The following is a 12,881-nucleotide window of genomic DNA, read 5'->3' as shown; positions in this document are numbered from 1 at the left end:
GTACGAGACCAGGAGACATAGTGGCGAGTCAGGGTCAGCGTTTCCGGCGTAAGGCGCTCCGCCGGGGATACAAGGTCGACGAGGTCGACGCCTTCCTGGACCGGGTCGAGGCGACACTCGCCGGTCAGCCGGTCGGCGCGCCCGTGGCCTCCCAGGAGGTCCACGACGTCGTCTTCCGGGTCCGCTTCAACGGCTACGACGAGTGGCAGGTGGACCTGCACCTCGACCGGGTCGAGCGGCAGCTCGCCGAGCTGGAGGAGCGCGGTGGCGCCCCCGCCGGGCGCGGTGGCGACCCCCGGATGGCCGACCGGCTCGGCCCGCCGATGCGCGACGACCGGGGCATGTCGCCGGTGCCGCAGCCGCCGATGCCGCCCCGGCAGATGCCGGCCCAGCCCGGCCCGCCCGCCGACCGCTACGGCAGCCGCTACGACGAGCCGACCGGCGCGTTCGCCGGCGGGTACGACGGTCCGCGCGGTGGCTACGACGGCCCGCGTGGCCCGGGCGGCCCCGGCCCGATGGGTCCGGGCGCGCCGATCGGGCACGGCGGCCCGCCGCCGCGCGGCCTGCCGCCCGGCCCTGGCGGCTACGGCCAGGACACCGGCCCGGGCGGGTACGGCCAGGACAGCGGTCCCGGCGGGTACGGCCAGGACAGCGGCCCGGGCGGCTACGGCCAGGACAGCGGCCCCGGCGGGTACGGCCAGGAGGAGCGCTTCGACGGCTTCGAGGCGGGCCGGCGCGGGCGTGCCGACATGACCGCCGAGATCCGCATGCCCGAGCGTGAGCTGCGCGGTCGTGGCCCCGGTGGCCCGCCGGCGCTGCCGCAGCAGGGTTACGGCGCGCCGGAGCCCGGTTACGGGCCGCCGGACCCGGGTTACGGACCGTCGGACCAGGGCTACGGCCCGGGCCCTTCGATGACCGGCCCGCCGCTGGTGACCCCACCGGTCGCCGGCCCGCCCATGGTGGGACCGCCGATGGCCGGCCCGCCCGGCAGCGACCTCTACCGGGTCGACCAGATCCGGCGCAGCTTCCAGGTCCGCCGGTTCGGCAGCGGGTACGACCCGGACCAGGTCGACCGGTTCTTCGACACGCTGCTCGGCGGCATGCAGGGCCGCAACCCGATGCCGGTGAACCCGAAGGAACTCGACACGCTGCGCTTCGGGCTGGTGCCCGGCGGCTACTTCGAAGCCGAGGTCGACGCCGCGCTCAAGGACGTGCAGGACATCCTGCTCGGCCGCTGACCCGCCCGGTCACCCGACGACGAAGGGCCCACCCCGTGAGGGGTGGGCCCTTCCGCGTACCGTGGGCGCCGCGCGTCAGGACCGCAGGCCGTTGCGGCGCAGCACGGCGTCGCCGATGACGATGGCGATCAGCAGCCCGGCGATCCCGAACAGCCAGATGTGCTCCACCCGGCCCTCCTCGATCCCGCAGAACGCCATCAGAACCAAGACCAGCGCCGACAGCACCGCGCCGATCCGTCCGGACTTGCGGTGCCCGGGCTTGTGCTGATCTGGCGCGGTTACCGGCTCGTCTCCTGCCACTGTCGGTCCTTCCCTCGCGATCGGATCTCCGATCAGTCTGGCACGCCCTCAACCGGCCCCGGCGCAGGGTCCGGCCTCCGGTGCGCTGGATGACCCGGGCGGGCGACAGCGCTGTTGTCGCGTGACCCGGGCCGTAGGTCCCGTCCGGGTCGGGGCGGTTGGGCACTACCGGCGTCGCGGGACGGCGAGCACACTGCCTCCGGTAGCGTCTTGACGTACACCTGATGCCTTTTTGAGGGGGACTGCGGTGCGAGTGACCGGTACGGGCCATGCCAGCATGCGGATCGACACGGCCGCGGGCAGCATCCTGTGCGACCCGTGGGTCAATCCCGCCTACTTCGCCTCGTGGTTCCCCTTCCCGGACAACTCCCTGCTCGACTGGGAGACCCTCGGCCAGGTCGACTACCTGTACGTGTCGCACCTGCACCGGGACCACTTCGACGCCAAGCACCTGCGCGACTTCGTGTCGAAGGACGCCACCGTCCTGCTCCCCGAGTTCCCCACCTCGGAGATGGAGGACGAGTTCCGGGAGCTGGGCTTCACCAAGTTCCTCAAGGCCCCGAACGAGCAGGTAGTGGAGCTGCCCGGCGGCCTGAAGATCATGATCCAGGCGCTGACCAGCCCGACCGACGGCCCGATCGGCGACTCCTCGCTCTGGGTCGAGTACGACGGCGTCCGGCTGCTCAACCAGAACGACGCCCGCCCGACCGACCTGAGCGTCTTCGCCGAGCTGGGCCACGTGCACGCGCACATGCTGCAGTTCTCCGGCGCGATCTGGTACCCGATGGTCTACGAGCTGCCGCAGGCGGCGAAGACCGCGTTCGGCAAGCAGAAGCGGGACCGGCAGTTCGACCGCACCTGGCGCTACATCGACGACCTGAAGGCCGACCACGTCTTCCCGATCGCCGGCCCGCCGTGCTTCCTCGACGACGAGCTGTGGCAGTTCAACGACATCTTCGGCGACGAGGGCAACATCTTCCCCGACCAGTCGGTGTTCCTCTCCGAGTACGCCAAGGTCGGCGGCACCAACGGCATCGTCCTGCTGCCGGGCAGCGTCTCGGAGATCACCACCGAGGGCGCGACGACCACGCACCCGGTGCCGGTGGAGGAGTTCTTCGCGAACAAGGTCGCCCACCTGGAGGAGATGCGGGAGCGCAAGCGCGGCGTCATCGAGGCCGAGAAGGCGTCCTGGCGGCACCCCGAGGTCGACGTGCTGGGTGAGATGAAGCGCCGGATCGAGCCGCTGCTGGACGAGTCGATCTACCTGGCCAAGGGCGTCGGCGGTCCGGTCCGCTTCGACCTGGTCGGCTACGACGGCGACAGCGTCGAGTCGATCGTGGTGGACTTCCCGGGCAAGGAGGTGCGGCCGTACGCGGACGAGAAGGTCCGTTACCGCTTCCGTACCGAGCGGGCGCTCATCGAGCACCTGCTGCACATCGGCGAGGTCGACTGGGTCAACTCGCTCTTCCTGTCCTGCCGCTTCTCGGCGGCCCGCATCGGCCAGTACAACGAGTTCGTCTACGCCTTCTTCAAGTGCCTCTCCGAGGAGCGTCTCCAGTACGCCGAGGGCTGGTACGACGAGCACGAGCGGGCCGTCGACGCCGAGGACATCACGCTCGACGGCTGGGTGGTGCAGCGGCGCTGCCCGCACCTGAAGGCGGACCTGAGCCGGTTCGGCATCGTCGACGGCGACCAGCTGACCTGCCAGCTGCACGGCTGGAAGTTCGACCTGGCCAGCGGTCGCTGCCTGACCAGCGTCGGGCACAAGATCCGGGCGCACCGCGCGGACGCGGAGACCCCGGCGCCGGCCGGGGAAGCGGCCATCTGACGGTTTCCGCCCCGCCCGCCGCCCCCGGCACGCGACCATCAGGCGTGAGGGGGCGGCGTGACGGGTGCGGACAGGGAACCGGCGTACCGGTTCGGGCGCGGCAGCGAGATGGCGCGCGACGCCTCCCGGGTGGAGGCGTTCAGCGACGCGGTGATCGCCATCGTGCTCACCCTGATGGCCGTCGAACTGCTCGCGTTCGACCCTGACCTGCCGCAGGACGACGGGCTGGCCGCAGTGCTCATGCAGGAGTGGCGGGCCTACCTGGCGTACGTGATCACCTTCGCCATCGTCGGCCAGGTCTGGCTGACCCACCACAACATGTGGCGCTACGTCCGCCGGGTCGACCAGATGCTGCTGGTGCTGAACCTGCTGCTGCTGATGTTCGTGGCGGCGATCCCGTTCACCGCCGACCTGCTCGCGGACAACCTGCGCGGCACCGTCCGCGACCAGCGGCTGACCGCCGCGCTGTACGTGGGCGTGGTGCTCGGCGAGGCGCTCTTCTTCAACCTGAGCTGGTGGTGGGCGCGCCGCCGCGGGCTGCTGCACCCGGATCTCGACCCGAGGCTGGCGAGCGCGGTGGCCCGCCGGTTCCGGCTCGGCCCGCTGCTCTACGTGGTCGCGTTCGCCATCGTGTTCATCGACCCGCTGCTGAGCCTGCTGGCGTACCTGCTGCTGGTCGGCGTCTACCTGGTGCGGGGTCCGGGCGATCTTCCGCCCGCCGGCCAGGAGGCGCCCGACACGCCGTGAGCGTTTGTTAAGAAGGGGCCCTTCCTCTACCTGAGGCGTTAATAGGGGGCCCTTCCTTACATCTCGGCGAGGATGCGGCGGGCCGCGTTGTGGCCGGCCGCGCCGATCACGCTGCCCGCCGGGTGGCAGCCGGCGCTGCCCGCGTACACGCCGTCCACACCCGTCGCGTACGGCATCCGGTCGGCGAACGACACCGTGTTGTCGACGTGGTGGATGTGCCCGCCGGTGATGCCGAAGTGCGCCTCGATGCCGGGCGGCGGCAGGGGTACCGCGTCCGCGACCAGGTCACCGGCGCCCGGGGCGTACCGCTCGCAGATCGCGATCAGCCGCTCCACGTAGCCGGGCAGCGCCGCGTCCCAGGTGGTGCCGGCCAGCTCGTAGGGGACCGACTGCACGAACAACGCCGACGAGTGGTGCCCCGCGTCGTCGGACAGCGACGGGTCGACAGTGGTGTGCAGGTACCACTCGATGGTCGGCTCGTCGGGCAGCCGCCCGGCCCGCACGTCCGCCCACATGCCGCGCAGCGCCGCCATCGGCGACTCGCCGCCGTCGCCGACGAGCGAGGCCGAGCCGGGCAGCAGGTGGATGGTCGAGCCGAACGGGCTCGGCGCGTCCTCCGGCAGACAGGAGAAGCGCGGCAGCCCGGTCAGCGCCAGGTTGAGCTTGAGCGTGGTGCCGGGGCGGCGGACCGCCGCCATCCGCGCGCCCAGCTCCGCCGGAAGCGCGCCGTCGGGCAACAGCTCCATCAGCCGGTACGGGTCGCAGGCGCCGAGCACCACCGGGGCGTCCACCTCCCGCCCGTCGGCGAGTGTCACCCCGGCGGCGGCACCGGAGGCCAGCCGGATCGCGGTGACCGGCGCGTCGGCCACGATCCGCGCCCCGGCGCGCACGGCTGCCTCGGCGAACGTGCGCGACACCGTCCCCATGCCGCCCCGGGTGATCATCCAGGTGCCGTCCGCGCCCGGCAGCCGGCACATGTTGTGCACCAGGAAGTTGTGCCCGGTGCCCGGGTCGTCCGGGCCGGCGTTGAGCCCGGACAGGCCGTCGGTGACCGCGTACATGCTGACCAGCAGCTCGGAGCGGAAGTCGAAGCGGGCCAGGTGGTCGGCGACCGAGCCGCGGACCAGGTCGACGAAGACCTGCCGCAGCGCGGGCCGCACGTAGCGTTCGGCGGTCTCCTCGACCGGCAGCGGTTCGGCCAGCCACGCCGGGGCGAGATCCTCCCGCAGTTGGGCCAGCTCGGCGTGCAACGCGTCGTCGGCTGCGACGTCGGCGGGGGAGAACATCTCCGCGAGCTGCCGCCGGCCGGCCGCGACGTCGCTGCCCGCCAGCAGGTACGGCGAGCCGAGCCCGCCCGGCGTGGGCAGGAAGTAGTGCGGGTCGCGGCGCAGCACCGGGATGCTCACGTCGAGCGTGGCCAGCAGCTCCGGCGGCATCAGCCCGAGCAGGTACGACCCGGTGGAGTGACGCAGCCCCGGCACCTTCGGGAACGGGTTCTCGGTGCGGGTCGCCCCGCCGATCACCCCGGACGCCTCCAGCACCAGCACGTCCAGGCCGGCGCGGGCCAGCAGGATCGCCGAGACCAGGCCGTTGTGCCCGGCGCCGACCACCACGACGTCGGCGCGGGACGGCAGCTCACTCGCGTCGCTCATGGGCCGGAGCGTAGCGGCGGGCGAGCCCTTGCGGGAGGGTTCGCCGTGGGGCGCTACCGTTCCCGGCATGTCCCCGGCTGTCCAGATCGCGCTCGCGGTGGCGCTCGTCGTGGTGGTGTTCCTTCTCCTGCTGGTGCTGCGGCGCGACCGTCCCCGGGACCTGGTCACCCCGGATCGCCCGGCCGGCGACGGGCAGGCCGAGGTGCTCCGGCTGGCCCGCGCGGGGCGTACGGTCGAGGCGGTCAAGGTGCTGCGCGAGCAGACCGGGCTGTCGCTGCTGGACGCGAAGCGGGCGGTGGACGCGCTGGCGGCCGGCGGCACCTGGTCGCCCGGCGCCCCGGCGCCCGGAAAGGGCGTCGACGACGCGGTGCGGGCCGAGGCCGTGCGGCTGCTGCACCGGGGGAAGAAGATCCAGGCGATCAAGGTGGTACGGGAGCACACGCACATGTCGCTCGCCGACGCCAAGCGGTACGTCGAGGGCCTCTGACGCCGGACGGCCGGCACCGGGCGTTCACCCTATAGTGGCAGTTGTCGATGCATTTCCGTCCTACCGTCGACGGGACACCCACCGCCTCCGGGAGGTAATCCCCGATGGATCGTCGTACCGTCCTGCGTGCCACAGCCGTCGGCGGCGCGGCCGCTTTCGCCGGTGGCCTCTGGGCTGCCGCGGCCGCACCGGCCCAGCCCGCCCAGCCCGGTCCCGGCCCGTACGGTGACCTGCTGTCCGCCGACGCCAACGGTCTCCAGGTGCCGGCCGGCTTCACCAGCCGGGTGATCGCGCGCTCCGGGCAGCGGGTCGCGGGCACCTCGTACACCTGGCACCCGGCGCCGGACGGCGGCGCCTGCTTCCCGTCCGGCGACGGCTGGATCTACGTCTCCAACTCGGAGGTGCCGCTCGTCGGTGGCGCCTCGGCGGTGCGGTTCGCCGCCGACGGCGCGATCGCCGCCGCGTACCGGATCCTCGGCGGCACCAACGTCAACTGCGCGGGCGGGCCGACCCCGTGGGGGACGTGGCTGTCCTGCGAGGAGGTGCCGCTGGGCCGGGTCTTCGAGACCTGGCCGGAGGGCGGCCGGGCCGGCGAGGAGCGGACCCGGATGGGCCGCTTCAAGCACGAGGCGGCGGCCTGCGATCCGCAGCGGCGGGTGGTCTACCTGACCGAGGACGAGTCGGACGGCTGCTTCTACCGGTTCGTGCCGGACACCTGGGGTGACCTGCGCACCGGCAGGGTGCAGGTGCTCTGTGCCCCGGACGGCCAGGTCACCGGCCCGGTCACCTGGCGGGATCTGCCGGACCGCGACGGGTTCCCGGTGCCCACCCGCTACCAGGTGGGCGCCGCGCAGACGTTCGACGGCGGCGAGGGCTGCTGGTACGCCGACGACACCTGCTGGTTCACCACCAAGGGCGACAACCGGGTGTGGGCGTACGACGCGGTGAACCAGCGGCTCGACCTCGCGTACGACGACTCGCTGGTGCCGGCCGGCGCCGCGCCGCTGACCGGGGTCGACAACATCACCGGCACCGCCGGCGGCGACCTCTACGTGGCCGAGGACGGCGGCAACATGGAGATCAACGTGATCACGCCCGCCGGTGTGGTGACCCCGTTCCTGCGGCTGCTCGGGCAGTCCGAGTCGGAGATCACCGGGCCCGCGTTCTCCCCGGACGGCAGCCGGCTCTACTTCTCGTCCCAGCGCGGCACCAGCGGCGCCCGGGCCGGGACCGGCGGCATCACGTACGAGGTGCGCGGCCCGTTCCGGCGCTGACCCACCGCCTTCAGGCGCGGGCCGCCTCCCGGGTGGCCCGCCACCGGCTCGCCGCCAGCGTCGCGGAATAGCCGGACAGCACGATCACGTGGAACAGGTAGAGCCAGAGCAGCACCGCAACCCCGCCGCCGATCTCGTCGAAGCCGCCGAACGGCACGCCCAGGTCCAGCGGCAGCGAGCAGAACAGCACGAAGCCGTGCAGGAAGCCGGACAGGTTCGCCGCCGTGAACGAGCCCAGAACGATGGTGGCGAGCCAGTCCGGGGAGGCCGGGCCGACCACCCGGAACACCCAGATCAGCACGGGCGTGAGCACCAGCCACACCGCCAGGAACGACAGCACCACGCCGAGCGCGCCGATCCAGCCGCCCTGGCGCACCAGCCGTGTGGTCATCGGCAGCCCCAGCAGGATCGACAGCAGCAGCACCGGGGCCGGCGCCAGCAGCGGGAGCAGCAGCAGGCGGCCCCGCCAGCCGACCAGCGCGCCGGACTCGGCGCGCGGCTCGGCCACCGAGACGAACGCGCGGCGCAGTCCCTCGCCGTAGAGCGAGGCCGGCAGCAGCGAGGCCAGCGCCAGCAGCGGAGTCAGCCCCAGCCCGGCCTCGACCAGCGCGGCCGCCGCCCGGTGCGCGCCGATCTCGGTGGGCAGCGTCTCGATGGCGTACCCGGTCAGCCGCCGCACCCGGTCCGCCCCCGCGAGCAGCCCGGTCAGCCAGATCGCCAGCAGCGCCACCGGCACCACGGCGATCGCGCCGTAGAACGTGATCGCGGCGGCGTGCAGGGAGAGATCCCGGCCGCGGACCGGCCGGAACGCCGCAGCCGTGATCCGCTTCGCCCGATCCCACCCGTCGCCCATCGCCCTCTCGTTCCCCGTACGACCCCACGCCACGCATTACGATCCGGCGGCATGACGATCGCCACGACCGACCGGCTGGTGCTACGGGACTGGACCGAGTCGCCGGACGACCTGGCCCGGATCTACGACATCTACTCCCGGGACGAGGTGATGCGCTGGCTCGGCGGCGGCAAGGGCCGGATGACCGACCCGTCCGAGGCGCGCGAGCGGGTCCGGTCCTGGCACGAACGCTGGGCGCCGTACGGCGGTCGCTGGGGCCTGTGGGCGATCGAGCCGCGCGCCGGCGGGCCGGTGGCCGGGAGCATCCTGCTCAAGCCGTTGCCGGGACGCGACGGCGTCACGCTGACCGACGACATCGAGGTCGGCTGGCACCTGCACCCCGACGCCCAGGGCAACGGCTACGCCACCGAGGCGGCCCGCGCGGTGCTGGAGCGTGAGTTCGCCACCGGCACCCCGAGGGTGTACGCGGTGGTGATGGCCGGGAACGACCCGTCGATGGCGGTGGCCCGGCGCCTCGGCATGACGCACGTGGGCGTGCGCACCGACTGGTACGGCGGCGCCGAACTGCAGACCTTCGTCCTGGAGCGCCCCGCCTGAGCCGTGCCGTTGGCAGTTTGCCCTCGGCCTCCTACGGTGGTGGGGATACGGGGGAGGCACGGATGGTCGACGGTGGCGACGCAGCGCGCTGGCTGCACCTCCACGCCGCCCGGGGCGGTCCGGACGACCTGTCGCTCCTGGTGAACCGGGTCGCGCCCACCATCGGGGCCACCGAGATCGTGATCTACCTGGCCGACTACACGCAGTCCTCGCTCGTGCCCCTGGTCGGCGCGGGCGCGCCTCGGGACGAACTCACGATCGAGACGACGCTGGCCGGCCGGGCGTTCACCGGCCTCCAGGTGCAGCGCGCTCCCGACCGCCCGGACCGGCTCTGGGTGCCCCTGCTGCTCGGCTGCGAACGGCTGGGGGCACTGGAGATCGTGTCGTCCCGCGCCGGCGACCCCGCGCTGGACCGGCCGGCCTGGGAGGTTGCGGTCGCCGTCGCTCAGGTCCTGGTGAACCGCCGGCTCTACGGCGACGTCGTGGAACGGATCCGCCGCCGCCTGCCGATGCAGGTCGCCGCCGAGACCGTGTGGGGGCTGCTGCCGCCGCTGACCTTCGCGACGGACGAGCTGGTGATCACCGCCATCCTCGAACCGTGTTACGACGTCGGCGGGGACATCTTCGACTACGCGCTCAACGGTGACGTGCTCAGCGTCGGGCTCTTCGACACCTGCGGGCACGGGATCAAGGCGAGCGCGATGGCCTCGCTCGTGGTCAGCGCGTACCGCAACGCCCGGCGCACCGGTCTCGACCTGGTCGACACGGCGATCAGCATCGACAGGTGGGTCCGCTCCGAACACCCCGGCCTGTTCGCGACCGCGCTGCTCGCCGAACTCGACCGGCGGACCGGCGTGCTGCGGACCATCAACGCCGGCCACCCCGGCGCCATGCTGCTGCGCGACGGCAAGGCTGTCCGGGCACTGCCCGGACCGACCGCGCTGCCGCTCGGGCTGGGCAACCTGTCGACGCGGCGCCCGCGGGCGCACGAGGAGGCGCTGCACCCGGGCGACCGCGTCCTCGCCTACACCGACGGCATAACCGACGCCCGGGGCGACGACGGGGAACGGTTCGGGCTGGACCGGCTCGTCGACTTCGTCGAGCGTGCCCTCAACGAGCGGCTGCCCAGCCCGGAGACGATGCGCCGGCTGGTGCGCGCCGTCCTCGCCTACCAGCAGGACCAGCTCGACGACGACGCCACCGCGCTGTTCCTGGAGTGGCAGCCCTCGCACCTGCCGTTGGAGCACCTGGAGCACCTCACCGCGCCAGACGGGACGATCGTGTCCCCGTAGCCTCGAGGAGGCGCCCTCGACGTGATCGACACCGGTTCGCCGAAGTGGTGGCATAGCGGCGCCTGGGATGCCACCACCTCGGGGAAGTGGAGTCGATCATGCCGCCGGGCACTCCGGGACGAACCGGGGTGAGGCGCTGGGGAACAATGGTCCGGTGACCACTCCCCGGGATCTCGTGCTGCTCGGTTCGACCGGCTCGATCGGCACCCAGGCCATCGACATCGTCAAGCGCAACCCGGACCGCTTCCGGGTGGTGGCCCTCGGCGCGGGTGGCGGCAACGTGGAGTTGCTCGCCGCGCAGGCGCTGGAGCTGGGCGTGGAGGCGGTCGGTGTGGCCCGCGCGTCCGTCGCGCAGGATCTTCAGCTCGCGTTCTACGCCGAGGCGAGCAAGCGCGGCTGGGCCACCGGTGACTTCAAGCTGCCCAAGATCGTGGCCGGGCCGGACGCGATGACCGAGCTGGCGCAGTGGCCGTGTGACGTGGTGCTCAACGGGGTGGTCGGCTCGCTGGGCCTGCCGCCGACGCTGGCCGCGCTGCACGCCGGACGTACCCTCGCCCTGGCCAACAAGGAGTCCCTCGTCGCCGGCGGCCCGCTGGTCAAGGCCGCCGTCTCGCGACCTGGGCAGATCGTCCCGGTGGACTCCGAGCACTCGGCGCTGGCGCAGTGCCTGCGCGGCGGTGCCCGGGGCGAGGTGCGGCGGCTCGTGGTCACCGCCAGCGGCGGCCCGTTCCGGGGGCGGCGGCGCGACGAGCTGACCGCCGTCATGCCGGAGCAGGCGCTGGCGCACCCGACCTGGAACATGGGCCCGGTCGTCACGATCAACTCCGCCACGATGGTCAACAAGGCGCTGGAGGTGATCGAGGCGCACGAGCTGTTCGACGTGCCGTACGCCGACATCGAGGTGATGGTCCACCCGCAGTCGGTGATCCACTCGATGGTCGAGTTCGCCGACGGCTCGACGCTGGCCCAGGCCAGCCCGCCGGACATGCGGCTGCCGATCGCGCTGGGCATCGGCTGGCCGGACCGGGTGCCCGAGGCGGCCGCCGCGGTCGACTGGACCACTGCCCACACCTGGGAGTTCTTCCCGCTGGACGACGCGGCGTTCCCGGCGGTCGCGCTGGCCAAGGCGGCGGGTGAGGCCGGGCGCTGCCGCCCGGCGATCTACAACGCGGCGAACGAGGAGTGCGTGGCCGCGTTCGTCGCGGGCCGGCTGCCGTTCCTCGGGATCGTCGACACCCTCCAGCGGGTGCTGGAGGACGCACCCGATTTCGACGAACCAGGTACCGTCGAGGACGTGCTCGCCGCCGAGTCGTGGGCACGGGCGCACGCCCAGGAGATCATCGTCGGGTCGGTGGAAGGAGCTCGATGAGCTATCTGCTCGGGGTGGTGCTGTTCGCCCTGGCGATTCTCATCTCGGTGAGCCTGCACGAGGCGGGGCACATGCTGACCGCCAAGGCGTTCGGGATGAAGGTCACCCGCTACTTCGTCGGCTTCGGCCCGACGCTGTGGTCGTTCAAGCGGGGCGAGACCGAGTACGGCATCAAGGGCATTCCGCTCGGCGGGTTCTGCAAGATCGTCGGCATGACGCCGCAGGACGACGACGTCGAGCCCGGGGACGAGAAGCGCGCGATGTGGCGCTACCCGGTCTGGAAGCGGACGATCGTGATGTCCGCCGGCTCGATCACCCATTTCGCGCTCGCCCTGATCGCGCTCTGGATCATCGCGATCACCGCCGGCCTGCCGAACCCGAAGTTCCCCTCCACCGAGGACGGCTTCAAGGCGGAGCCCGCCGTGATCGCGCTGGCCCCCTGTGTCGTGGTGGAGAACGCGGCTCGCGCCTGCCAGGCCGACGACCCGGCCAGCCCGGCCGAGAAGGCCCAGCTCAAGGACGGCGACCGGATCACCGCGGTGAACGGCCGGCCGGTCTCCACCTGGGGCGACATGCTCGACGTGGTCCGGGCCACCCCGCCCGGCGCGGCCACCGTCACCTTCGAGCGCGACGGCCGGTCGCAGGAGACCCGGGTCGACCTGGCCGCGGTGCAGCGCCCGCCGCTGGACGACCCGAAGGGCGCCACCTCGTCGGTCTCCGCGCTCGGCGTGGCCCTGCGGCCGAGCACCCCGCCGCGGGTCGAGTACGGCCCGATCGCCGCGTTCGGCGCAACCGCCGACTTCACCGGCACCATGGCGGTGCAGACCGCGCACGCCATGCAGCGCATCCCGCAGAAGGTGCCCGCGCTGTGGAGCGCGATCACCGGCAGCGAGCGCGACATGGACACCCCGATCAGCGTGGTCGGCGCCACCCGGCTCGGCGGCGAGGCCGTGGAGAACAACGCCTGGCTGGTGTTCTTCATGCTCTTCGTGTCGCTGAACTTCTTCATCGGCGTGTTCAACCTGCTGCCGTTGCTTCCGCTGGACGGCGGTCACATCGCCATCGCCTGGTTCGAACGGGCGCGTTCCTGGCTGTACGCGCGCATCGGCCGCCGGGATCCGGGCAGGGTCGACTACCTCAAACTCATGCCGTTCACGTACGCGGTGATCCTGATCGGTGGCGCGTTCACGCTGCTGACTGTCACCGCTGATGTCATCAACCCCATCACGCTCTTCTCAAGGTGA

Annotated in this window: 12 protein-coding genes; 9 read left to right on the top strand and 3 right to left on the bottom strand. The window is 72.5% G+C overall.

The window, feature by feature from the left end; translation table 11 throughout:
- Window positions 1–20 precede the first annotated feature (20 nt).
- On the top strand, window positions 21–1,238 hold the full coding sequence (locus AMK25_RS22355) for a DivIVA domain-containing protein (RefSeq protein ID WP_073830337.1): 1,218 nt from the start codon (window positions 21–23) through the stop codon (window positions 1,236–1,238).
- A 75-nt stretch (window positions 1,239–1,313) separates the two neighbouring features.
- On the opposite strand, the gene AMK25_RS22350 is transcribed toward AMK25_RS22355, so the two are convergent.
- Window positions 1,314–1,538 carry a hypothetical protein gene (locus AMK25_RS22350; protein ID WP_073830336.1) on the bottom strand — a complete coding sequence of 75 codons (225 nt, stop codon included), beginning with the start codon at window positions 1,536–1,538 and terminating at the stop codon, window positions 1,314–1,316.
- Window positions 1,539–1,785: 247 nt separating this feature from the next.
- Between AMK25_RS22350 and AMK25_RS22345 the strand changes: the two genes are divergently transcribed.
- The gene (locus AMK25_RS22345) at window positions 1,786–3,366 is read left to right on the top strand and encodes a Rieske 2Fe-2S domain-containing protein (protein ID WP_073830335.1); all 1,581 of its coding nucleotides are present in this window, start codon (window positions 1,786–1,788) and stop codon (window positions 3,364–3,366) included.
- 108 nt (window positions 3,367–3,474) lie between these two features.
- Complete coding sequence (locus AMK25_RS22340; protein WP_073830499.1) at window positions 3,475–4,113, top strand: TMEM175 family protein; 639 nt, start codon at window positions 3,475–3,477, stop codon at window positions 4,111–4,113.
- Window positions 4,114–4,169: 56 nt separating this feature from the next.
- On the opposite strand, the gene AMK25_RS22335 is transcribed toward AMK25_RS22340, so the two are convergent.
- Window positions 4,170–5,765, bottom strand: coding sequence for a phytoene desaturase family protein (locus AMK25_RS22335; protein WP_073830334.1), 1,596 nt, complete (start codon window positions 5,763–5,765; stop codon window positions 4,170–4,172).
- A gap of 67 nt (window positions 5,766–5,832) precedes the next feature.
- Here AMK25_RS22335 and AMK25_RS22330 point away from each other — a divergent pair, with 67 nt between their 5' ends.
- Together AMK25_RS22330 and AMK25_RS22325 are read left to right on the top strand one after the other, a co-directional pair.
- Window positions 5,833–6,252: a 50S ribosomal protein L7/L12 gene (locus AMK25_RS22330; protein WP_073830333.1), complete on the top strand. Its 420-nt coding sequence runs from the start codon at window positions 5,833–5,835 to the stop codon at window positions 6,250–6,252.
- 104 nt (window positions 6,253–6,356) lie between these two features.
- A complete protein-coding gene (locus AMK25_RS22325; RefSeq protein ID WP_073830332.1) occupies window positions 6,357–7,526 on the top strand; it encodes an alkaline phosphatase PhoX in 1,170 nt (389 codons plus the stop codon).
- A 10-nt stretch (window positions 7,527–7,536) separates the two neighbouring features.
- Here the strand turns inward: AMK25_RS22325 and AMK25_RS22320 are convergent, their stop codons facing one another.
- On the bottom strand, window positions 7,537–8,379 hold the full coding sequence (locus AMK25_RS22320) for a YhjD/YihY/BrkB family envelope integrity protein (RefSeq protein WP_073830331.1): 843 nt from the start codon (window positions 8,377–8,379) through the stop codon (window positions 7,537–7,539).
- A 51-nt stretch (window positions 8,380–8,430) separates the two neighbouring features.
- Between AMK25_RS22320 and AMK25_RS22315 the strand changes: the two genes are divergently transcribed.
- The 4 genes from AMK25_RS22315 (at window position 8,431) to AMK25_RS22300 (ending at window position 12,881) form a co-directional block, all read left to right on the top strand.
- The gene (locus tag AMK25_RS22315) at window positions 8,431–8,976 is read left to right on the top strand and encodes a GNAT family N-acetyltransferase (protein ID WP_073830330.1); all 546 of its coding nucleotides are present in this window, start codon (window positions 8,431–8,433) and stop codon (window positions 8,974–8,976) included.
- Between the two features lie 62 nt (window positions 8,977–9,038).
- A complete protein-coding gene (locus tag AMK25_RS22310; protein ID WP_073830329.1) occupies window positions 9,039–10,268 on the top strand; it encodes a PP2C family protein-serine/threonine phosphatase in 1,230 nt (409 codons plus the stop codon).
- Between the two features lie 154 nt (window positions 10,269–10,422).
- Window positions 10,423–11,637, top strand: a complete 1,215-nt coding sequence (dxr, locus tag AMK25_RS22305) for a 1-deoxy-D-xylulose-5-phosphate reductoisomerase (RefSeq protein WP_073830328.1) — start codon at window positions 10,423–10,425, stop codon at window positions 11,635–11,637.
- Entirely contained in the window at window positions 11,634–12,881 is a 1,248-nt protein-coding gene (locus tag AMK25_RS22300; RefSeq protein ID WP_073830327.1) for a M50 family metallopeptidase, read from the top strand. The genes dxr and AMK25_RS22300 overlap by 4 nt, the downstream gene beginning before the upstream one ends.

The organism is Micromonospora sp. TSRI0369 (assembly GCF_001905625.1).
GTDB lineage: Bacteria > Actinomycetota > Actinomycetes > Mycobacteriales > Micromonosporaceae > Micromonospora > Micromonospora echinospora_A.
The sequence above is the reverse complement of the archived record's forward strand: the minus strand, read 5'-3'. Positions and strand labels throughout refer to the sequence as shown.